Below are 23,685 nucleotides of genomic sequence, written 5' to 3' on the forward strand. Positions count from 1 at the left end.
ATTGAGCTACTTTTACGACTCATTTAGATTGAAAGAGGTATGAAAAAATTGCTGAACAGGCAGATAGCTATTGTTGCAGTAGCGGTGATAGCCACAGTTGCTTTCTTTAGTTTCAAGAGTGGAGACGACCGTAATTTCCAGATTGCAAAGAATCTGGATATATTTAATGCGATTGTGAAAGAACTGGATATGTTCTATGTAGATACCATTGATCCGAATAAAACGATTCGGGAAGGAATCGATAATATGCTTTATACGCTGGATCCTTATACGGAATATTTCCCGGAAGAAGATCAGAGTGAACTGGAGCAGATGATTAAAGGATCATTTGGTGGAATGGGTTCTTACATTGCTTATAATACGAAACTAAAGCGTTCGATGATTTCTGAACCTTTCGAGGGAACGCCTGCTGCAAAAGCCGGTCTGAAAGCGGGAGATATCCTGATGGAGATTGACGGACAGGATCTTGCCGGTAAGAATAACGCGGAAGTCAGCCAGATGTTACGTGGACAGGCAGGTACCAGCTTTAAGCTAAAGATTGAGCGCCCGAATGAGAAAGGTGGACGTACACCGATGGAATTCACGATTGTACGTGAGTCTATTCAGAATCCGGCGATTCCTTATACTGCCGTATTGGATAATAAGGTGGGTTACATCAGCCTTAGCACTTTCTCCGGCAACCCTTCCAAAGAGTTTAAGAAAGCATTTCTGGATTTGAAGAAACAGGGCGCTACTTCGTTGGTGATAGACCTTCGTAGTAATGGCGGCGGATTGCTGGATGAAGCAGTAGAAATTGCGAATTATTTCTTACCGCGTGGAAAGGTGATTGTGACGACAAAAGGAAAAATCAAACAGGCTAGTAACACTTATAAGACATTGCGCGAACCGTTGGATCTGGATATTCCGATTGCAGTATTGGTAAATAGTGGAACCGCTTCTGCTTCCGAAATTTTATCAGGTTCTCTGCAGGATCTCGACCGTGCCGTTATCGTTGGTAACCGTACCTTCGGAAAAGGATTGGTACAGGTTCCCCGCTCTTTGCCTTATGGCGGAACGATGAAAGTGACTACCTCTAAATATTATATTCCAAGTGGACGTTGTGTACAGGCTATTGATTACAAGCATCGTAATGAAGATGGAAGTGTAGGAACCATTCCTGATAGTTTGACTAAGGTATTCCATACGGCTGCCGGACGTGAAGTACGCGACGGAGGTGGTGTAATGCCGGATATTGTTATCAAACAGGAGAAATTACCGAATATCCTCTTCTATCTGGTACGCGATAATCTGATTTTTGATTATGCAACTCAGTATTGTTTGAAACATCCTACCATCGTTGCTCCGGAGGAGTTTGAGGTGACAGATGCCGATTATAATGATTTTAAAGCATTGGTGAAGAAAGCCGACTTCAAGTATGACCAACAGAGTGAGAAAATTCTGAAAACGTTGAAAGAAGCTGCCGAGTTTGAAGGGTATATGGATGATGCTTCAGAGGAGTTCAAAGCACTTGAAAAGAAGTTGAACCATGATCTTGATCGCGACTTGGATTATTTCTCATCTGATATAAAGAAGATGATTGCTACTGAAATTATCAAGCGTTACTATTACCAACGTGGTAATATCATCCAGCAGCTGAAGGATGATGACGGTTTGAAGGAAGCAATGAAAATTCTGAATGATCCGGTGAAATATAAAGAAATGCTTAGTGCTCCGGCTACTAAGGAATAAATGAATATATTTCGAACATAGATATATGCGGAAAACGCGGCTTTGTTACCAACAAGCCGCGTTTTCTGTATATCTATATTTAATTGTAAAAGTCCTGTAAGATCATGCCCGGACACTGATATTTGTATCCTTAATCGATCTTTATTGGCGAATCAAAGGCAGGGTGAAATAGAATCTGCTTCCCTGTCCTTCTTGGGAGCGCAACCAGATACGTCCACCCATCTTCTCTACCAACATTCTGCAAAGAGTTAATCCCAATCCTGTTCCCTGAACAAAATCGTTGACCTTTCCAAAGCGCCGGAAAATTGTGGCAATTCTTGCTGCCGGAATGCCGATGCCGCTATCTTTAACGTAGAACTCTACAAAATCCTCTTTTTCCCGATAGCCGAAATGAATTTCTCCTTTCGGGGTAAACTTTGTAGCGTTACTAAGCAAGTTACTTATAATTTGTATGATGCGATTCCAGTCTCCCGAAGTATACATGTCCGCATCTACGTCGTCCAAAATAAGTTTGACACCGTTTTGCGTCTTATGGCAGAATTGTTGTTCCAGCTGCAGGCAGATATCTATTAATTTGATCGGGCGGATATTGAATTTTAGAGAATCAGCTTCAAGCGATGCCAGATCCAGAATATCATTGAATAGATTCAGCAGCATTTCCGAATTTCGTTCGATGATTTCCGAATATTGATTCTTCTCTTCTGCAGATGTTGCATAAGTGATTAGTTTGGAGAATCCTACAATGGCATTGAGCGGGGTACGTATTTCATGACTCATGTTTGCCAGAAAAGCAGATTTCAGTCGGTCCGACTCTTCTGCTTTGATTCTGGCGGCCTTTAGTTCTTTCTGTTGTTGGGCATTCGTCTGTTCCGCTTCCCATTGTTGGGATATGTCACGGCACATACACAACAGATACTCTTTATCCAAAGGAAAGATACGGTTTTCGTAGTGATGTAAAACACCATCCAACATAAGATCGTGTCTGGCTGTTGAACTTTCTCCTGTGAGAATCACCTTATCCATATTCTTGCGGACACTTTCATAAGCCTCTTTGGGCAGAATGTCTTTTACGTTAGTGGTAGTGATATTGTTGGGGCTGATACCTTCTACGTGATTAGTTGCCGGAGAAGAAGCAAGCTCTATGATATTGGCGTCATGGTCGAAGACGGTGAGCATGTCAGGAAGAGCATCCAGTATCCGGGTACTATATTTATCACGAAAACGTTCTTTGGAAGGAGAGGAAGAATCAGAAGAATGAGAGGAAAGAAAATCTATTTTCTCCTCTAATTGTTCGATTATTTCTAAAAGATCTTCCTTTGTTTTGTTTTCGTAATTTCTCATAGAAGATTCGTTATTATTCATTAGAATGTTGTAGAAGTTGTTTTATCTGTTGCAAATATAAAACAATATTCCGAGATGCTGACAGCCTCCCTAGTTATTATAATATAAAAAAAACGGATAGCTTTTGCCCTACTAATCAGAATGTTCTATCTTTGCATCCATTATATATAAATGATTTACAATATGTCTACAGAATTATTCTCTACTCTGCCCTATAAGGTGGCAGATATTACACTTGCTGATTTCGGACGCAAGGAAATCGATTTGGCAGAAAAAGAAATGCCCGGCCTGATGGCTCTTCGCGAAAAGTATGGAGAATCCAAACCGTTAAAAGGTGCCCGCATTATGGGGTCGTTGCACATGACCATTCAAACGGCTGTGCTGATTGAAACATTAGTGGCTTTAGGAGCTGAAGTACGTTGGTGCTCTTGTAATATATATTCAACGCAGGATCATGCTGCTGCTGCGATAGCTGCTGCCGGAGTACCGGTATTTGCATGGAAGGGCGAGACTCTTGCCGATTATTGGTGGTGCACGTTGCAGGCATTGAGCTTTGACGGCGGCAAGGGACCGAATGTGATTGTAGATGATGGCGGTGACGCGACAATGATGATCCACGTGGGTTATGATGCAGAAAATAATGCTGCCGTATTGGATAAGGAAGTACACGCAGAGGATGAAATAGAACTGAATGCCATCTTGAAGAAAGTGTTGGCAGAAGACAGTACTCGCTGGCATCGTGTAGCGGAAGAAGTGCGTGGCGTATCTGAAGAGACAACGACAGGCGTACACCGTTTGTATCAGATGCAGGAAGAAGGCAAATTGCTGTTCCCGGCATTCAATGTGAACGATTCGGTAACGAAATCTAAGTTTGATAATTTGTACGGTTGCCGCGAATCGTTGGCCGACGGAATCAAGCGTGCAACAGATGTGATGATTGCCGGAAAAGTAGTAGTGGTATGCGGTTATGGTGATGTGGGTAAAGGCTGTTCTCACTCCATGCGTTCTTACGGAGCGCGGGTGCTCGTAACGGAAGTAGACCCGATCTGTGCATTGCAGGCTGCAATGGAAGGTTTCGAAGTAGTGACGATGGAAGAGGCTTGTCTGGAAGGTAACATTTTCGTGACAACGACAGGTAATATCGATATTATCCGTATCGACCACATGGCGAAGATGAAAGATCAGGCTATCGTTTGCAACATCGGCCATTTCGATAATGAAATTCAGGTAGATGCTTTGAAACATTATCCGGGTATCAAATGTGTGAATATCAAACCGCAGGTAGACCGTTATTATTTCCCGGATGGACATAGCATCATCTTGTTGGCTGACGGTCGTCTGGTAAATCTGGGATGTGCAACAGGACACCCGTCATTCGTGATGAGTAATTCATTTACCAATCAGACGTTGGCTCAGATAGAACTGTTCAACAAGAAATATGATATCAATGTATATCGCTTGCCGAAGCATCTGGACGAGGAAGTGGCTCGCCTGCATCTTGAAAAGATCGGTGTGAAACTGACTAAGCTGACTCCCGAACAGGCCGCTTATATTGGTGTATCAGTGGATGGTCCTTATAAAGCAGATCATTATAGATACTAATTAAATTGAGAATTAAGAATTAAAAATTGAGAAATAATTGGCGGGATAAGGTATGATTCGGCGGTTGTTATTTTCGGTTTTTAGTTTTCAATTCTCAATTCTCAATTCTCAATTATATGAAGAAGTTTCTTCCCGACTTAATAGCCATTCTGGCTTTTATCATTCTTTCTTTCGCCTATTTTTTCCCGGCTGATATCGAAGGTCGTATCTTGTTTCAGCATGACACGGCTGCCGGAGTCGGTGCAGGACAAGAATCGAAAGAGTATCTCGAGCGTACCGGAGAACGTACACGCTGGACAAACTCGATTTTTGGAGGTATGCCTACTTATCAGATGTCTCCGAGTTACGACTCGACAACGTCCCTGAAAGGGGTGGAGAAGGTTTATCGCCTCTTTCTCCCGGATTATGTAGTGCTGACTTTTATCATGATGCTGGGATTCTATATCCTCTTGCGGGCGTTTGGAATATCGGCCTGGCTGGCAGGATTAGGCGGAGTGATATGGGCATTCTCTTCCTATTTCTTCATTCTGATACCGGCAGGGCATATCTGGAAGTTTGTGACATTGGCTTATATACCACCTACGATTGCAGGTGTCGTTCTGGCTTACCGGAAGAAATACCTGTTGGGCGGAATCGTTACGGCCCTGTTCATCGCCCTTCAGATTCAGTCGAATCACATTCAGATGAGCTATTATTTCATGTTTGTGATTCTGTTTTTTGTAGGAGCTTACTTTGAAGATGCTTACAAAAAGAAAGAATTGCCTCATTTCTTCAAGGCTAGCGGGGTTTTAGCACTGGCTGCCGTGGTAGGAGTCTGCATCAATATTTCCAATCTGTATCATACGTATGAATATAGTAAGGAGACGATGCGCGGCAAGAGCGAATTGAAGCAGGAGGGAGCTGCTGCCAGTCAGACTAGTAGCGGATTGGATCGTGATTATATAACCAACTGGAGTTATGGTATCGGTGAAACGTTGACGTTGCTGGTTCCGAATGTAAAGGGGGGAGGATCAGGATCTACGATGTCGCAAAGCGAAGTTGCTATGGCAAAGGCCAATCCAATGTATAGCGGTATTTACTCACAGTTACCTCAATATTTCGGTGAGCAGCCGTGGACAGCCGGTCCGGTATATGTGGGGGCATTTGTGATGTTCCTCTTTGTATTGGGGTGCTTTATAGTGAAAGGTCCTCTTAAATGGGCGCTGCTGGGAGCTACTATCTTCTCGATTCTGCTTTCATGGGGAAAGAATTTCATGGGGCTGACGGACTTCTTTATCGATTATGTCCCGATGTATAATAAGTTCCGCGCTGTATCTTCTATTCTGGTAATAGCTGAATTTACAATACCTTTGTTGGCGATTTTTGCCTTGAAAGAGATTTTGAGTAAACCGGATATGCTGAAACAGGAAAAGAACTGTAGAGGAGTGATTGCTGCGTTGGTACTAACTGCCGGTGTTGCGTTCATTTTAGCTGTCGCCCCGGGCGCTTTCTTCTCCAGCTTTATAACGGCACAGGAGATGACTGCTTTGAAACAAGCACTTCCTGCCGAACATTTGGCTTCGTTTGTGGCCAATCTGACTGAAATGCGCGAAGCCATTATTGCTTCGGATGCATGGCGCAGCTTCTTTATTATAGTGATCGGTTGCCTGTTCTTATTCTTGTATCAACTGCGGAAGTTGAAAGCCTCTTTCACACTGGCGGGTATTGCGCTTTTGTGTCTGATAGATATGTGGAGTGTCAATAAACGCTATTTGAATGACGAACAGTTCGTGCCGAAGTCGAAGCGGTCAGAAGCATTCGTGAAAACACAGGCGGATGAGATTATTCTTCAGGATACGACTCCGAATTATCGTGTACTGAATTTCATCGGTTTCCCCGGTAATACATTTAATGAAAACAATACAGCATATTGGCATAAGAGTGTCGGTGGCTATCATGCAGCGAAACTTCGCCGCTATCAGGAAATGATAGACCATCACATCGTGCCCGAAATGAAAGAAACTTATCAGGCTGTGGCTACTGCCGGTGGACAGATGGACAGTGTGGATGCTTCTAAATTCCGTGTACTGAATATGCTGAATACCAAATACTTCATTTTCCCTGCCGGAGAGCAAGGGCAGGCTGTTCCTGTCATGAATCCTTATGCATACGGTAATGCATGGTTCGTAGATAAGGTGCAGTATGTAAATAATGCAAATGAAGAAATAGATGCTTTGAACGATATTCTTCCAACGGAAACAGCCGTAGTGGATGTGAAGTTTAAAGAACAGCTGAAAGGTGTGACAGAAGGATATAAAGATTCACTATCTACCATCCAGTTAACCAGTTACGAGCCAAATCGTTTGGTTTATAAGGCCTCCACTCCTAAAGACGGAGTTGTTGTTTTCTCTGAAATATATTATCCGGGATGGCAGGTGACTATCGATGGCCAGCCGGTGGATATTGCCCGTGCAGACTATATCTTGCGTGCGATAAATATGCCGGCAGGGGAACATACCATCGAGATGTGGTTTGATCCGCAAAGCATACACGTCACGGAAAGTATTGCTTATGCAGCATTGGCTTTATTGTTAATCGGAGTTATGCTTCTTGCGTGGACGCAGCGGAGCAAGATAGCGAAGAAGTCCTAAGCGAAATAAAATAGTACGTAAACCTGTTGTGTATCATAAGGTTATTAAATAAGGGCGGCTCTCTTCCTCGCGAAGAGAGCCGCTACTTTACATTCACTAAAAAAATTATGAAAAACAAACGCTATTATTCATAGAAACATATTAAGTGTGATATTTAGAAGCTTTTTTGTTCAAAGTCCGGACCCTTGTCAGGATGATTATCTTTGTGCATTCTTCTTTGAGAAGCTTTTTTACGTGCGGAATTTTGTTCGGCCTGCCATTTCTCATACTGCTCTTTTGTCAGAATCTTTTTTATTTTCTTTTCTTTGGTTTCTGCGGCTTTCTTTTGTGAGTCGGCAGAATTGGTATCTCTGCTCATCATCGGACCACCTCCCATTCTGCCCGGGAAACCACCTTCTCCCATCATTGGCGGTTGGCCTCCACCCATTGGCGGACGTCCTCCCCGCATACCGGGACCTTCTCCCATTGGTGGGCGATAGTCATCCGAATTTTGCATAGCCTTGAAAAATGCTTTTTGCTCTTTCAGGTTCAGCTTATATATTTTCTTATATTGTTTATCTGTCAGTTGGAGCAACTTATTCATTTGCTCTGTCATCTGGGTTGCTACCTTCTCTGGATTCAGAACTTCGCGTGGAAGATGCTTTTCTTGTTGCTGCCTTTCTTGCGGCTCATTGGCTTCTTGTGCATCTATAAAACCTGCACAGCATGTTAAGCTGACTGCCAATCCTATCAATTTCATGTTTTTTCTCATTTCTCTTACTGCTTTTATTTGTTTTAATATCTCAAAGCTAAGTAGATACTGGAGCAGATAAAAATAAAATCGACTAAGGGTGGAGATTTGTCTATCAAATGCCTGACTTTTCTTCGTCCGATGGGTTTATGCTATTATGCTTTGGGGTGGAGGAAGGTTCCCTGCTTTGAAACTACAACAGTAACCTATTACCATTCTGAAAATACGATGAATAAAGGGTTTGATAATATAGGTGATAGGTTGAAAGAGGATTCTTGTTTTTATCTATGAGAGTGACTGTCCATTCATTTACCCATTGAAAAAGGAAAATATGAATATAAACAAATAGTTTGTGGATAGTCTCATTATGCTATAAGCTGCTAAATTTGTAGCCAATAATAGAGCATATATTATGAAAAAACTACTATTCATTTTTTCCTTTTTTTTCTTGTTCGTGTTAAACGGAAAAACACAGGAGGTAGAGATTCTGACATTAGAGGATTGCCTCCGCATTGGTATTGACAATAACTTGTCGCTAGAAGGAAAACGTAAAGAAATACAAAGAAGTAAGTATGGCGTATCTGAAAACCGTTCGAAGCTGTTGCCGCAAATAAATGCGATAGCCGGTTATAGTAACAATTTTGATCCTCCGGTGTCCGTCACAGACGGATCATCTTACGGTGTTCCTTATAATATAACGCAGACGCTGCAACATTCTGCTAATGCAGGACTGGAAATGCAGATGCCGCTTTTCAATCAGACTCTTTATACTTCTATGTCCATAGCTAAAGTGATGGAAGAAATCAGTCGTCTGTCTTATGGAAAAGCCAGGGAAGATGTTATTCTTCAAATCAGTAAGATGTATTATCTCGGACAGGTCACGGCCGAACAAATCATGCTGATAAAAGCAAATATCACCCGTCTGGAAGAATTGAGAGATATTACACAGGCTTTCTTCGATAATGGAATGTCTATGGAAGTCGATCTGAAAAGAGTCAATATCAATTTGGAAAATCTGAAGGTGCAATATGACAATGCACAAGCAATGATGAAACAGCAATTGAATATGCTGAAATACATTATGGATTATCCGGCTGAAAAGGAAATTGCGCTGACACCGGTAAATACCGATAGCATTACTACAGTAGCCCTGACCGGCTTGTCGGAAAATATCTATGAACTTCAACTCTCACAATCGCAAGTGCAATTGGCGGAACGACAAAAGAAGATCATTACTAATGGATATATCCCTTCTCTTAGTCTGACAGGCAGCTGGCGATATGCCGCATATACGGATAAAGGTTATCATTGGTTCCACTCCGGTCCGTCCAATCAATGGTTTCGTTCCTATGGAGTGGGGCTAACCTTGCGTATTCCGATTTTCGACGGACTGGATAAAACCTATAAAATAAAGAAGGCGATGATCGATATAGAGAACAAAAGACTGGCATGGGAAGACGCCCGGAAGAATTTGCAAACTCAATATCTGAATGCTGTGAACGACCTGATGAACAATCAGCGTAACTTTAAGAAACAGAAGGATAACTACTTGCTTGCCGAAGATGTGTACGCAGTCACTTCTGACCGTTACCGGGAAGGCATTGCTTCTATGACAGAAGTGCTGCAAGATGAAATGCAGATGAGCGAAGCTCAAAACAACTATATCAGCGCACATTATAACTATCGGGTGACTAACCTGATGCTGCTTAAACTGACCGGACAAATAGAATCATTAGTCAAATAATACGCAAATAACAATCATAAATATGGAAACAATGGAAAATAACCTTCCTTCCGCTACTCATCAGGAGAAAGCAAAAAAAATGAAGAAACTTCGTCGCTGGCAGATTGCTATCAGCCTTCTCGGAGTGGCTATTATTGTTTGGGGAGTGATTGAAGTGATCTGCCTTTTTTTGAATTATAGCCAGACGGAGACTAGTAACGATGCACAAATAGAACAATATGTGTCTCCTATCAATCTACGTGCTTCAGGTTACATTGACAAAATCTACTTTACAGAACATCAGGAGGTACATAAAGGAGATACTTTACTGGTACTGGATGATCGTGAATATAAAATTCGCGTAATGGAGGCTGAAGCTGCCTTGAAAGATGCGCAAGCCGGTGCGACCGTCATCAATGCTACACTCAATACTACGCAGACAACAGCATCTGTTTACGATGCGTCTATTGCCGAGATTGAAGTACGTTTGGCGAAACTGGAAAAAGACCGGAAACGATATGAGAACCTCGTGAAACGAAATGCGGCTACTCCTATCCAACTTGAACAGATTGTCACTGATTATGAAGCTACGCGTAAGAAGCTGGAAGCTACGAAAAGGCAGAAAAAAGCAGCTCTTTCCGGTGTAGATGAAGTGTCCTACCGTCGCATGAATACCGAAGCGGCTATTCAAAGAGCAACAGCTGCGCTCGAAATGGCCCGGTTGAATCTTTCCTATACGGTTGTAATAGCTCCTTGTGACGGAAAACTCGGCCGTCGCTCATTAGAGGAAGGACAGTTTATTTCGGCAGGGCAGACCATCACCTATATTCTTCCTGATACCCAGAAATGGATCGTTGCCAATTATAAGGAGACACAAATCGAGAACCTGCATATCGGACAGGAAGTATTTGTCACAGTAGATGCCATTAGCGATAAAGAGTTTAAAGGCAAAGTCACCTCTATATCAGGAGCTACCGGCTCCAAATATTCATTAGTGCCGACCGATAACTCCGCAGGCAACTTTGTGAAGATCCAACAGCGCATCCCCGTACGCATCGACTTTACCGATTTATCAAAAGAAGACAACGAACGATTAGCAGCAGGCATGATGGTAGTAGTGAAAGCCAAACTCTAACCACCGTGCACCTATAATTCATAAATCATAATTCATAAATCAAAAATTAATGCCCTCTTATCCCAAAAATTATCCTTTCTATAGCTGGATGCCCAAACCGTTGGGTATTATCATTCTGTTATTTTTCTTTCTGCCGATTCTTACGGTAGGCGGGGTTTATTCGGTGAATAGCACCGAAATGATGAGCGGGCTTGGCATTATATCCGAGCATATCCAGTTTGCCAACTTTGTTACTTCTATTGGTATGGCAGCCTTTGCTCCTTTCCTATATCAGTTGGTGTGTGTGCGGCGGGAGAAGATGATGTGTATTGTCGGGTTTGCGTTCATGTATATATTCAGTTATATCTGTGCAAAGACAGACAGCGTTTTTCTGTTGGCGCTTTGTAGTCTTCTGACGGGTTTCTTGCGTATGGTACTGATGATGGTCAATCTGTTCACACTCATTTGGTATGCGGGTGGAATGGAAGCTACCCGCAATATTACTCCGGGGTTGGAGCCGAAAGATACTGCCGGTTGGAATAAATTGGACATTGAAAGATGTGTGAGTCAGCCGGCTGTTTATCTGTTTTTTATGATTCTAGGACAGTCGGGCACAGCATTGACGGCTTGGCTGTCCTTTGAATATGAGTGGAAATATGTGTATTGCTTTATGATGGGGATTCTCCTGATCTCTATTTTGCTCTTGTTTATTACCATGCCGAATTATAAGTTTCCCGGAAGGTTTCCTATTAATTTCCGTAAGTTCGGCAATGTCACTGCATTTTGCATCTCGCTGACTTGTCTCACGTATGTGCTGGTTTATGGAAAAGTACTCGACTGGTATGATGACGAATCTATCCGTTGGGCGACAGCTGTAAGTATTCTTTTTGCGGGAATTTTTCTATATATGGACGTAACGCGCCGGTCGCCTTATGTTTTGCTGGATGCGTTCAAACTGCGTACTATACGTATGGGAGCATTACTTTACTTATTATTGATGGTGATAAACTCCAGTGCTATGTTTGTCAATGTGTTTGCAGGAGTGGGGATGCATCTCGATAATCTGCAAAATGCTTCATTAGGTAATTGGTGTATGGTAGGTTATGCTATTGGCGCCGTGATTGCTATGGTGTTGGGAGGTAAAGGGTTACATTTTAAGTATCTGTTTGCGATGGGATTCTTCTTCCTGTCTTTATCAGCTGTTTTTATGTATTTCGAGGTGCAGACAGCAGGAGTTTACGAGCGTCTGAAATATGCAGTTATCATCCGTGCCACAGGCATGATGATTCTGTATGCGCTGACGGCTGCTTATGCCAATCAACGTATGCCTTTTAAATATCTTTCCACCTGGATCTGTATTATGCTTACTGTGCGTATGGTTGTGGGACCGAGTATCGGCGGAGCAATTTATACAAATGTTTTGCAGGAGCGGCAACAACACTATATAACCCGTTATGCGCAAAATGTGGACCTGCTTAATCCGGATGCTTCCACTTCCTTCCTTGGTACGGTACAAGGTATGAAATATCAGGGAAAGAGTGAGACGGAAGCCCGTAACATGGCTGCTATATCTACCAAAGGGCGTATTCAGGTGCAGGCCACGCTCTCTGCACTCAAAGAGATGGCGGGATGGACAATTTATGGTGGGTTAATTTGTATGATATTTGTGCTCGTTGTTCCTTATCCTAAACGAAAATTGCTAACTTAGCGTCGTTTTTGATAATGATCTGTTAATATATTAGTATGATGGATAGCGGACAAGATCGTTTATTGCAGTTTGAACGCGATTTGTTAAGTGGGAAAAATATATGTAGCTCCGAAGGGATATTTGTAAATTTTCCACCCTCACTGAAGAAACCTTTTCAAATGAAAGGACTGGGGCTGATTATTTGCCACCAGGGTAATTTCCAGTTTTCGCTTAATCAGAAAAAGCATTTCGCAGGAGCAGGCGAAAGTTTGTTTATTCCCGAAGACGGCGAGTTTCAGGTTTTGCAAGAGTCGGAAGACATGGAGGTGCGGATTTTGATTTATCAGATAGAACCGATCCGGGATATTATGGGGAATCTGGTTGTTTCCATGTATATGTATTCCCGCCTTACTCCCGAAGAACCTTCTTGTGTATGGTCTACTGGTGAGGAAGAAGAGATCGTAAAGTATATGTCCTTATTGGACAATGTGTTACAGTCGGAAGAAAATTCATTTAAACTTTATGAGCAGAAATTACTTCTACTTGCATTGACGTACAGGATTTGTTCTATTTATAATCGCAAACTCGTCAATGACGGGCGGGAAGTGGGAGGACGCAAAAACGAAGTCTTTATTCACTTGATCCAGTTAATCGAAAAATATTATATGCAGGAACGGGGTGTTGAGTTTTATGCGGATAAATTGTGTTTGTCTCCTAAATATCTTTCTGCCGTTTCTAAGAGTATCTGCGGATATACCGTGCAGGAACTTGTATTCAAAGCTATCATTCGTAAGAGCATCTCATTGCTTAAAAATACGCAGAAAGATATTCAGGAGATTTCAAATGCCTTCGGCTTCCCCAATGCTTCTTATTTCGGTACGTTCTTTAAGAAGCAGGTTGGGGTTTCACCGCAGCAATATCGGAAGAATCTTTAAACGTTTATTCTTTTTCACCATAGGCAAGATCGCCTGCATCGCCCAGTCCCGGAACAATGTAAGAATGTTCGTTGAGTTCGGGATCGATGGCTGCGCACCAGATTGTTGTCTTGTCTTCAGGAAATACATTCTTTATATGATCGATAGCCTTTTGGCTGGCGATAATCGAAGCAACATGAATTTCGGCAGGGTGTCCTTTGGTCAGCATTGCCTGGTAACTAAGTTCCATACTCCCTCCTGTTGCCAGCATAGGGTCGGTGATAATCAGCGTTTTGTCATCAATGCGGGGAGAAGCGATATATTCTATATGTATATCGAATTTTAGCGTATCTTTATATTTGCGGTAAGCGGAAACAAACGCATTCTCCGCCCCGTCGAAATAGCTAAGGAAACCTTGATGGAAAGGCAGACCAGCACGCAGGATCGTACTGATTACTAAATTGTTGTCCGGTGTACTGACCGGAGCGATTCCCAGTGGTGTCTGGATGTTCTTTACCGAGTATTTAAACTCTTTACTCATTTCATAAGCCATGATTTCTCCGATCCGTTCGATGTTACGGCGGAAACGCAGGCGGTCGTTCTGAACTTCTACATTTCTAATTTCGGATATGTACTGGTTTAGAATCGAATTAGTTTGGCCAAAATCAATTACTTTCATATTATTTTTTAATCAGATTTTAATCTCATTTTCACAGCATTGCTAGCATACTGACTTGCAAAGTAAACGATAATCTTTCAAATTGCAATATTCAGTTTGCAGATATTGTTAGGAATTTATAAAAGAGTTTCAATTAGGGAAAAATTTCTCTAATACCTTCTTCCTTTCCAAAGAAAGTATTACTTTTGTAGCCGGATTTACAAGGGGCTATCCAAAGCTCCCCATGTTAAGGTGAAAAGAGATAGAAAACAAAATACCAATTTTAATTAATTCAAAGAAAATGGCAAATTTAGATTTAAGCAAGTACGGCATCACAGGTGTGACCGAGATTTTGCACAATCCGTCTTATGATGTTTTGTTCGCTGAAGAAACAAAACCGAGTCTGGAAGGCTTTGAAAAAGGTCAAGTAACTGAATTAGGCGCTGTGAACGTGATGACAGGTATCTATACCGGTCGTTCTCCTAAAGATAAATTCTTCGTTAAGAATGAAGCTTCTGCTGATTCTGTATGGTGGACTTCTGAAGATTACAAAAACGACAACAAACCATGTACTGAAGAAGCTTGGGCTGACTTGAAAGCTAAAGCTGTAAAACAACTTTCCGGCAAACGTTTGTTCGTTGTTGATACTTTCTGTGGTGCTAACGAAGCTACTCGTATGAAAGTACGTTTCATCATGGAAGTAGCTTGGCAGGCTCACTTCGTAACTAACATGTTCATCCGCCCGACTGCTGAAGAACTTGCTAACTACGGAGAACCTGATTTCGTATGTTTCAATGCTTCTAAAGCAAAAGTTGACAACTACAAAGAACTGGGCTTGAACTCTGAAACTGCTACAGTATTCAACCTGAAGACTAAAGAACAAGTAATCCTGAATACTTGGTACGGTGGTGAAATGAAGAAAGGTATGTTCTCTATCATGAACTACATGAACCCGCTTCGTGGTATCGCTTCTATGCACTGCTCTGCTAACACCGATATGGAAGGAACTAGCTCTGCTATCTTCTTCGGTCTGTCTGGTACAGGTAAGACTACTTTGTCTACTGACCCGAAACGTAAATTGATCGGTGACGACGAACACGGATGGGATAACGAAGGTGTATTCAACTACGAAGGTGGTTGCTACGCTAAGGTTATCAACCTGGATAAAGAAAGTGAACCGGATATCTACAATGCTATCAAACGTGACGCTTTGCTTGAAAACGTAACTGTTGATGCTAACGGTAAGATTGATTTCACAGATAAGAGCGTGACTGAAAACACTCGTGTTTCTTATCCTATCTATCACATCGAAAACATCGTTAAACCGGTGTCTAAAGGTCCTCACGCAAAACAAGTTATCTTCTTGTCTGCTGATGCATTCGGTGTATTGCCTCCAGTATCTATCTTGAACCCGGCACAGGCTCAATACTACTTCTTGTCTGGATTTACAGCTAAATTGGCTGGTACAGAACGTGGTATCACTGAACCGACTCCGACATTCTCTGCTTGCTTCGGTGCTGCTTTCTTGTCATTGCATCCGACTAAATATGCAGAAGAACTGGTTAAGAAGATGGAGATGACTGGTGCTAAAGCATACTTGGTTAACACTGGATGGAATGGTTCCGGCAAACGTATCTCTATCAAAGATACTCGTGGTATCATCGATGCTATCCTTGATGGTTCTATTGACAAAGCTCCTACTAAGGTTATTCCTTTCTTCGACTTTGTTGTTCCTACAGAACTTCCGGGTGTTGATCCGAAGATCCTTGACCCACGCGACACTTACGAATGTGCTTGCCAATGGGAAGAAAAAGCTAAAGATTTGGCTGGACGTTTCATCAAGAACTTCGCTAAATTTACTGGTAACGAAGCTGGTAAGGCTTTGGTTGCTGCTGGTCCGAAACTCTAATTGGAGAATCAGATATAATATGGAAGGCGGTTCGATTTCGAACCGCCTTTTTTGTTTATGCCTGTGCCTTTCTATGAGAATAAATGCTGTTTGTTTAAAACTTTTCCCTATATTTGCCAAAACAGGAGTACTAACCTTTAAAGGCGGTTATGGTATATCTAGCTACTGACAAACAGACCTATGCGGATCTAAGCATTACAGAGACTGCTAATAATGAGCAATTTCTTTTCTCTTTGTTTTCCAAAACAGAGACAAAAGAAGGAAAAGCGCTGATGTTGAACTGGATTATGTATCCGCTAAGTGATTTGGGGGAAATCCGTAAAAGACAGGAGGCTATTGTCTGGGATGCTTTGCCCGAACTTCTTTTGAATGAAGAAGAGCTGGATTTTATTGAGTATTACTTGGCTTATCGTGACCAGATACGGGAAGCTCATATTTTACTTTCATGTGCTACTGTTATCGACCGTCTGGTGCGATATGATTCGACCCGTTATGTGATCTGCAGAGGGGTGAAATTAGTGGTTCATCTCTTGCATTGTCTGAAGGAATGGGCGACAGAACTACCACAGGACGCCCCGCAACTCATGAAAGAATCTGCTGCTATGATTGATAATATTCTCCATGGAAGTGAATTGGAGGAAGTATTGGAGCAGACCTCTGATGAGGAAAAACGACTATCTAACTTTGTCATAGACAAATTCGATTATCTGTTCCGGTGTACTCGGTTGTTATCTTTGAAGGAACTTCTGTCTGTTATATATCTACTTGATGTTTGCCGTACAGCTCACCGGGTGGCAAAAGAGAAGAGCTTCTGTTGTATGCCGGTAATGGTACCGACAATGGACTTCTCGGTGGAGGGAGTCGTTCATCCTTTTGTGAAAGATGCGCAGCCAAACCGTTGGCAGATGTCCCGGGGAAATATATGCATTTTTACAGGCTCTAATATGGCGGGAAAGTCAACAACTTTAAAGGCATTGACCTTGGCTGTCTGGTTGGCACATTGCGGTTTGCCTGTTCCTGTGAAATCAATGATTTGTCCTCTTTACGAGGGGATTTATACCTCTATTAATCTGCCGGATTCTTTGCGGGACGGACGAAGTCATTTTATGGCGGAAGTACTCCGTATTAAAGAAGTGATGCAAAAAGCTGTGACCGGAAAACGCTGTTTGGTGGTATTAGATGAGATGTTTCGCGGGACGAATGCTAAAGATGCGTTTGAAGCCTCCGTTGCCGTCAATGAATTACTGAAAAGCTTCTCTCATTGTCATTTCTTGATATCGACACATATTTTGGAATATGCGAAAGCCTTTGAAAAGGATTCTTCCTGTTGCTTTTATTATATGGAAGCAGAAATTATTGATGATGCGTTTGTCTGTCCTCATCGGTTGTTGTCAGGGATTTCAGAGGCCAGAGTCGGGTATTGGGTCGTGAAAAAAATACTGTCGGATGGTTTGATGTAATTTTACCTCATTATAGAGGTTGTTGAGATTCTGTTTTATTTTTATTAGATATATATTTTGACTACTTTTGTACAGACTATAAATGGGTTATTAATCTTAAATAACGACGCGACGACCATGAAGAATTTTTATTTCCTTCTTATTAGTTCCCTATTCCTTACCTCCGGGCTTTATGCGGGAGAAACAGATTATACTCAAGGACTTTCCATCTGGTTTGATACTCCGAATACTTTGCAGGGATATGCTGCCTGGTATGGCGGAAGACCGGATTTGTGGAAAGATGAAAATAAACCGGTAACAGCAGGAAGCGGACATAATCTGGATGCCAGTTGGGAGTCACAGTCATTGCCTATTGGTAACGGTAGCCTCGGCGCAAATATTATGGGATCGGTAGAAGCCGAACGTATCACTTTCAATGAAAAAACGCTTTGGCGCGGTGGTCCGAACACAGCGAAAGGTGCGGACTATTATTGGAATGTCAATAAACAATCGGCCCATCTTTTAGATGAAATACGCAAAGCATTTACAGAGGGAGATCAGAAAAAGGCTGAAATGCTAACGCGACAGAACTTCAATAGTGAAGTTTCGTATGAAGCTGACGGAGAAAATCCTTTCCGTTTCGGTAGCTTTACTACAATGGGAGAGTTTTATGTAGAAACCGGACTGAATATGATAGGAATGAGCGATTATAAGCGCATTCTTTCTTTGGATTCGGCTATGGCAGTCGTACAATTCAAAAAGGATCGTGTGGCTTATCAACGCAATTTTTTTATCTCTTACCCCGCCAATGTAATGGTGGTACGTTTCAGCGCGGATCAATCGGGGAAACAAAATCTGGTTTTCAGTTATGCGCCCAATCCCCTGTCTACCGGCAGCATGGTTTCTGATGGAAATAAAGGACTGGTTTACACAGCTTCTTTGGATAATAATGGAATGAAGTATGTTGTGCGCATCCAGGCAGAAACAAAAGGAGGAACACTGTCTAATGCAGATGGAAAGTTAACGGTGAAGGATGCAGACGAAGTTGTATTTTATATCACAGCGGACACTGACTATAAGATTAACTTTGATCCGGATTTCAAAGATCCGAAAACATATATAGGCGTTAATCCCGAAGAAACGACAAAGCAGTGGATGAATAATGCAGTGGCGCAGGGATATACAGCTTTATTCAATCAACATTATAATGATTATGCTACTCTGTTCAACCGGGTTCGGCTGAATCTGAACCCAGCGGTGAAAGGAGTGAATCTGCCTACTTCCCAACGTCTGAAAAGTTATCGGAAAGGACAGCCGGATTATTATCTGGAAGAGTTGTATTATCAATTTGGACGTTATCTTCTGATTGCCAGTTCCCGTCCGGGCAATATGCCTGCTAATCTGCAGGGGATTTGGCACAATAATGTCGATGGACCGTGGCGTGTGGATTATCATAATAACATCAATATCCAGATGAATTATTGGCCTGCTTGTTCTACCAACTTGAATGAGTGCGTGCTTCCGTTGATTGACTTTATCCGTACACTGGTGAAACCGGGGGAGAAGACTGCGCAAGCTTATTTCGGAGCAAGAGGATGGACGGCATCTATCTCCGGCAATATTTTCGGCTTTACCACTCCGTTGGAAAGTCAGGATATGTCGTGGAACTTCAATCCGATGGCAGGTCCCTGGCTGGCTACTCATATATGGGAGTATTACGACTATACAAGAGACTTGAAATTTCTGAAAGAAACCGGCTATGAACTAATTAAGAGTAGTGCGGATTTTGCAGTCGATTACCTGTGGCATAAGCCGGATGGAACCTATACGGCTGCTCCGTCCACTTCGCCCGAGCATGGTCCTATCGATCAGGGAGCTACTTTTGTGCATGCCGTAGTGCGTGAAATTCTGATGGATGCGATTGAAGCAAGCAAAGTGTTGGGTGTAGATAAGAAAGAACGTAAGCAATGGGAGCATGTGCTTGCCAATCTCGTTCCCTATCAAATAGGTCGTTATGGTCAGTTGATGGAATGGTCGGTGGATATTGATGATCCGAAAGATGAACATCGTCATGTGAATCATTTGTTCGGCCTGCATCCGGGACATACTGTTTCTCCGGTCACTACTCCCGAACTGGCGAAAGCTGCTAAAGTGGTATTGGTGCATCGTGGTGATGGTGCTACCGGTTGGAGTATGGGTTGGAAGTTGAATCAGTGGGCGCGTTTGCAGGATGGTAATCATGCTTATACTTTATTCGGCAATTTATTGAAGAACGGAACCATGGATAATTTGTGGGATACGCATCCGCCTTTCCAAATTGATGGAAATTTTGGTGGGACAGCGGGAATCACCGAAATGCTGCTCCAAAGTCACATGGGCTTTATTCAATTATTACCGGCTTTGCCGGATGCATGGAAAGACGGTTCTATCAGTGGTATCTGTGCAAAAGGAAATTTTGAGGTGGATGTGATCTGGGAGAATCATCAATTGAAAGAAGCTGTTGTACGCTCTAATGCAGGAGGCGACTGTGTCATAAAGTATGCGGATCAGACTATCTCCTTTAAAACTGTGAAAGGACGCAGTTATCAGATTGGATATGATGCAGCCAAAGGGCTCATTAAAAATTAAACACAAAATATCGGAAAATTAGAAAGAAAGGATGGTACTGGAGTATTTAAAATTATTCGTGACATTTGCGAAGATTGGAATGTTTACTATTGGTGGCGGTTATGCCATGATTCCGTTGATTGAACGGGAGATTGTTAATAAGCAATGGATGAATAAAGAAGAATTTATGGAGATGTTTGCTTTGACGCAGTCGCTTCCGGGTGTGTTTGCAGTGAATATTTCTATTTTTGTAGGATATAAGTTGTATAAGGTGGGTGGTAGCCTGGTGTGTGCATTGGCTACGATTCTTCCCTCTTTCGTTATCATGATGCTGATAGCCATGTTTTTTGCACAGTTTCAGGATAATGAAGTGATGATTCGTATCTTTAATGGAATACGTCCTGCCGTGGTAGCATTGATTCTGTTTCCTTGCATTTCTGCTGTTAGAGCTTTGAAGCTGAAGTATTTGCAATTGGTTGCTCCTGCCATAGCCACCGTGTTGATCTGGCAGTTCGGCTTATCACCTATTTATATTGTGTTGGCCGGAATTATAGGGGGATTGGTATATACATTATGGTTGAAAGAAAAAATAGCGAATAAACAGGTATGATATATTGGCAATTACTTTGGGTGTATCTTAAAATAGGTATGTTTGGTTTTGGGGGTGGATATGCGATGCTTTCCCTGATTCAACATGAAATAGTGGATCTCCATCATTGGCTGACTCCTCAACAGTTTACGGATGTGGTCGCAATTTCGCAGATGACTCCGGGACCGATTGGTATAAATAGTGCTACTTACGTAGGTTATGCGGTAACACAAAGTGTTTGGGGAGCTGTGTTGGCTACTGTAGCTGTTTGTTTGCCTTCTTTTATTTTGGTGTTGCTCATTTCTTATTTCTTTGCGAAGTGTAAGGATAATAAGTATATTAAAGCGGCTATGTCCGGACTGCTTCCTATGTCGGTCGCCCTGATTGCTTCGGCTGCATTGCTTATGATGAATAGAGAGAATTTTATAGACTATAAAAGTATCGGTATTTTCGCAGCCGCCTTTTTGGTTACATGGAAATGGAATCTTCATCCTATTCTGTTGATTTGTCTGGCGGGTGTGGTAGGATTACTGTTGTATTAGTAATACTTATGGGAAAAAGAGCCCCCCGGTTAAACACTGCGTTTAACCGGGGGGCTCTTTTATAATATTATGAAAGAATGGTTAGTTCTTGTTTGCACGTTTACGTTCGATTTCGTCCAAAATCACTTTACGCATACGCATTGCTTTAGGAGTAACTTCTACATATTCATCTTCCTTAATATATTCCAGTGCTTCTTCAAGTGAGAACTGGATAGGTGGAATCAGGCGTACTTTATCATCCGAACCGGAAGCACGCATATTCGTCAATTTCTTCGATTTGGTTACGTTGATAACCAGGTCGTTGTCGTGAGAATGCTCACCTACTACTTGTCCTGCATAAACATCATCCTGCGGGAAGATAAAGAACTTACCGCGATCCTGCAATTTGTCGATGGCATAAGCGAAAGCAGTTCCACTTTCCATAGCAATCATAGAACCGTTCGTACGACGTTCGATTTCTCCTTTGTGCGGTTGATATTCTTTGAAGCGGTGTGCCATGATGGCTTCGCCGGCAGAAGCAGTCAGTACATTGGTACGCAATCCGATGATACCACGTGAAGGCATATCGAATTCGAGATTGATACGTTCGCCCGTGTTTTCCATCTTCACCATCTCGCCTTTACGACGGGTAACCATATCAATAATCTTGCTGGAGTATTCTTCCGGTACATTGATGGTCAGCTCTTCAATCGGCTCGCATTTCACACCGTCGATTTCTTTGAAGATAACCTGTGGCTGACCTACCTGTAATTCGTATCCCTCACGACGCATCGTTTCGATCAATACAGAAAGGTGGAGTACACCACGGCCGGAAACAATCCATTTACCGTCTTCTTCACTCTTCCTTACACGGAGAGCCAGGTTCTTATCGAGTTCTTTCATCAGGCGGTCATGGATGTGACGTGAAGTCACAAACTTACCATCCTTGCCGAAGAAAGGAGAATCGTTGATCGCAAACAACATACTCATGGTCGGCTCATCAATAGCGATTGGCGGCAATGCTTCCGGATTTTCGAAATCACAAACTGTATCTCCAATCTCGAATCCGTCGATACCTACCAGTGCGCAGATGTCACCGGAAGAAACTTCGTTTGTTTTCACGCGGCCTAAACCTTCGAAAACATGGAGTTCTTTGATTTTGCTCTTGAACATATCGCCATTGCGTTTCGCAAGCGTTATATTCATACCTTCTTTTAATGTACCGCGATGTACGCGACCTACGGCGATACGACCGGTATAAGAAGAATAATCCAGAGAAGTAATCAACATCTGGGGCGTACCCTCCAGTTGTTTAGGTGCCGGAATATTTTCGATGATACAATCCAGTAGCGGAGTAATACTGTCAGTCTGTTGCTTCCAGTCGGTGCTCATCCAGTTGTTTTTGGCGGAACCATAGATTACGGGGAAGTCCAGTTGGTCTTCCGTTGCGTTCAGGCTGAACATCAAATCGAAAACCATTTCGTAAACTTCTTCCGGACGGCAGTTAGGCTTATCTACCTTATTAACTACCACGATAGGTTTCAAACCGATTTCCAGCGCTTTTTGCAGTACGAACCGAGTCTGGGGCATCGGACCTTCGAAGGCGTCTACCAACAGAATACAACCGTCGGCCATATTCAATACACGTTCTACCTCACCACCGAAGTCGCTGTGTCCCGGAGTATCAATAATATTAATTTTTGTACCGTTGTAATTGATGGATACGTTTTTGGAGAGAATCGTTATACCACGTTCACGTTCCAAATCGTTGTTATCCAGGATAAGTTCACCACTATTTTGGTTGCTGCGGAATAAATTTCCGGCCAATAGCATCTTGTCAACCAGCGTTGTTTTCCCATGGTCAACATGGGCAATGATTGCAATGTTTCGAATATTTTGCATATAATACCTATTATTTGGCTGCAAAGGTACGAAAATAGGATTAGAAATATATGCAATGATAGCAATTTTTTCTTGTAAATCGTTGTGTGATATAAAGATAATGCCTATCTTTGCACGCTCAAAAGAATAATTTATCAATTAAAATTCTAAGAATTATGTATTTAGACGCTGCTAAAAAGCAAGAAATCTTCGGAAAGTACGGAAAGTCTAACACTGATACCGGCTCAGCTGAGGCCCAGGTGGCTTTGTTTTCCTACCGTATTTCTCACCTGACTGAGCACATGAAGCTCAACAGAAAAGATTATAGTACTGAAAGAGCGTTAACAATGTTGGTAGGTAAGCGTCGTCGCTTGCTCGATTACCTGAAAGCAAGAGATATCGAAAGATATCGTGCTATTGTTAAAGAGCTCGGTTTGCGTAAGTAATCTACTTGTCGCGAAAAGATTTAAAGCCGTTCCTCATTTATAGAGGAGCGGCTTTTTTTAGTTTCTTCTTTTTCTTCCTGATAGTCGTATTTTCTTCGGTTATAATTGTGTTCATCTAAAGATTTTGTTATTTTTGCAGCTTAATTATTATAATTTATCACCTTTG

17 protein-coding genes are annotated in these 23,685 nt (G+C 42.3%); 13 read left to right on the forward strand and 4 right to left on the reverse strand.

Going from position 1 to position 23,685, the window contains the following annotated elements; all coding sequences use genetic code 11:
• The first annotated feature begins 39 nt into the window (after positions 1 to 39).
• Complete coding sequence (locus tag NQ505_RS07455) at positions 40 to 1,728, forward strand: S41 family peptidase (protein WP_009000956.1); 1,689 nt, start codon at positions 40 to 42, stop codon at positions 1,726 to 1,728.
• A gap of 141 nt (positions 1,729 to 1,869) precedes the next feature.
• On the opposite strand, the gene NQ505_RS07460 is transcribed toward NQ505_RS07455, so the two are convergent.
• Positions 1,870 to 3,069: a PAS domain-containing protein gene (locus tag NQ505_RS07460; RefSeq protein WP_009000955.1), complete on the reverse strand. Its 1,200-nt coding sequence runs from the start codon at positions 3,067 to 3,069 to the stop codon at positions 1,870 to 1,872.
• Positions 3,070 to 3,252: 183 nt separating this feature from the next.
• Here NQ505_RS07460 and ahcY point away from each other — a divergent pair, with 183 nt between their 5' ends.
• Together ahcY and NQ505_RS07470 are read left to right on the forward strand one after the other, a co-directional pair.
• A complete protein-coding gene (gene ahcY / locus NQ505_RS07465) occupies positions 3,253 to 4,671 on the forward strand; it encodes an adenosylhomocysteinase (RefSeq protein WP_009000954.1) in 1,419 nt (472 codons plus the stop codon).
• Between the two features lie 116 nt (positions 4,672 to 4,787).
• A complete protein-coding gene (locus tag NQ505_RS07470; protein ID WP_009000953.1) occupies positions 4,788 to 7,301 on the forward strand; it encodes a YfhO family protein in 2,514 nt (837 codons plus the stop codon).
• 154 nt (positions 7,302 to 7,455) lie between these two features.
• Here the strand turns inward: NQ505_RS07470 and NQ505_RS07475 are convergent, their stop codons facing one another.
• On the reverse strand, positions 7,456 to 8,052 hold the full coding sequence (locus NQ505_RS07475) for a hypothetical protein (protein WP_009000952.1): 597 nt from the start codon (positions 8,050 to 8,052) through the stop codon (positions 7,456 to 7,458).
• Between the two features lie 391 nt (positions 8,053 to 8,443).
• Between NQ505_RS07475 and NQ505_RS07480 the strand changes: the two genes are divergently transcribed.
• Genes NQ505_RS07480 through NQ505_RS07495 form a run of 4 tightly spaced genes read left to right on the forward strand, consistent with a single transcriptional unit; the run spans position 8,444 to position 13,490 of the window.
• On the forward strand, positions 8,444 to 9,775 hold the full coding sequence (locus NQ505_RS07480) for a TolC family protein (protein WP_008776970.1): 1,332 nt from the start codon (positions 8,444 to 8,446) through the stop codon (positions 9,773 to 9,775).
• Between the two features lie 22 nt (positions 9,776 to 9,797).
• Complete coding sequence (locus NQ505_RS07485; RefSeq protein ID WP_008642648.1) at positions 9,798 to 10,889, forward strand: HlyD family secretion protein; 1,092 nt, start codon at positions 9,798 to 9,800, stop codon at positions 10,887 to 10,889.
• Positions 10,890 to 10,938: 49 nt separating this feature from the next.
• Positions 10,939 to 12,576 (forward strand): hypothetical protein, encoded by a 1,638-nt coding sequence (locus tag NQ505_RS07490; protein WP_004323802.1) that lies wholly within the window; start codon positions 10,939 to 10,941, stop codon positions 12,574 to 12,576.
• A 38-nt stretch (positions 12,577 to 12,614) separates the two neighbouring features.
• Positions 12,615 to 13,490, forward strand: a complete 876-nt coding sequence (locus NQ505_RS07495; protein WP_004323125.1) for a helix-turn-helix domain-containing protein — start codon at positions 12,615 to 12,617, stop codon at positions 13,488 to 13,490.
• 4 nt (positions 13,491 to 13,494) lie between these two features.
• Here the strand turns inward: NQ505_RS07495 and upp are convergent, their stop codons facing one another.
• Positions 13,495 to 14,148, reverse strand: coding sequence for a uracil phosphoribosyltransferase (gene upp, locus NQ505_RS07500; RefSeq protein ID WP_004296418.1), 654 nt, complete (start codon positions 14,146 to 14,148; stop codon positions 13,495 to 13,497).
• Between the two features lie 280 nt (positions 14,149 to 14,428).
• On the opposite strand from upp, the gene pckA reads away from it, so the two are divergent.
• The 5 genes from pckA (at position 14,429) to NQ505_RS07525 (ending at position 21,213) form a co-directional block, all read left to right on the forward strand.
• Complete coding sequence (gene pckA / locus NQ505_RS07505) at positions 14,429 to 16,036, forward strand: phosphoenolpyruvate carboxykinase (ATP) (RefSeq protein WP_004296417.1); 1,608 nt, start codon at positions 14,429 to 14,431, stop codon at positions 16,034 to 16,036.
• A 149-nt stretch (positions 16,037 to 16,185) separates the two neighbouring features.
• A complete protein-coding gene (locus NQ505_RS07510) occupies positions 16,186 to 17,496 on the forward strand; it encodes a MutS-related protein (RefSeq protein ID WP_009000951.1) in 1,311 nt (436 codons plus the stop codon).
• Between the two features lie 117 nt (positions 17,497 to 17,613).
• Positions 17,614 to 20,103 (forward strand): glycosyl hydrolase family 95 catalytic domain-containing protein, encoded by a 2,490-nt coding sequence (locus tag NQ505_RS07515; protein WP_009000950.1) that lies wholly within the window; start codon positions 17,614 to 17,616, stop codon positions 20,101 to 20,103.
• A gap of 31 nt (positions 20,104 to 20,134) precedes the next feature.
• Positions 20,135 to 20,692, forward strand: a complete 558-nt coding sequence (locus NQ505_RS07520; protein ID WP_009000949.1) for a chromate transporter — start codon at positions 20,135 to 20,137, stop codon at positions 20,690 to 20,692.
• On the forward strand, positions 20,689 to 21,213 hold the full coding sequence (locus tag NQ505_RS07525) for a chromate transporter (protein ID WP_004296410.1): 525 nt from the start codon (positions 20,689 to 20,691) through the stop codon (positions 21,211 to 21,213). The genes NQ505_RS07520 and NQ505_RS07525 overlap by 4 nt, the downstream gene beginning before the upstream one ends.
• 81 nt (positions 21,214 to 21,294) lie before the next feature.
• Here the strand turns inward: NQ505_RS07525 and typA are convergent, their stop codons facing one another.
• On the reverse strand, positions 21,295 to 23,094 hold the full coding sequence (typA, locus tag NQ505_RS07530; RefSeq protein ID WP_009000948.1) for a translational GTPase TypA: 1,800 nt from the start codon (positions 23,092 to 23,094) through the stop codon (positions 21,295 to 21,297).
• Positions 23,095 to 23,249: 155 nt separating this feature from the next.
• Here typA and rpsO point away from each other — a divergent pair, with 155 nt between their 5' ends.
• Positions 23,250 to 23,519: a 30S ribosomal protein S15 gene (rpsO, locus tag NQ505_RS07535; RefSeq protein WP_004296393.1), complete on the forward strand. Its 270-nt coding sequence runs from the start codon at positions 23,250 to 23,252 to the stop codon at positions 23,517 to 23,519.
• Positions 23,520 to 23,685: the final 166 nt, after the last annotated feature.

Origin of the sequence: Bacteroides sp. D2 (assembly GCF_025147085.1) — a bacterium.
In the GTDB taxonomy this organism is placed as follows: Bacteria; Bacteroidota; Bacteroidia; order Bacteroidales; family Bacteroidaceae; genus Bacteroides.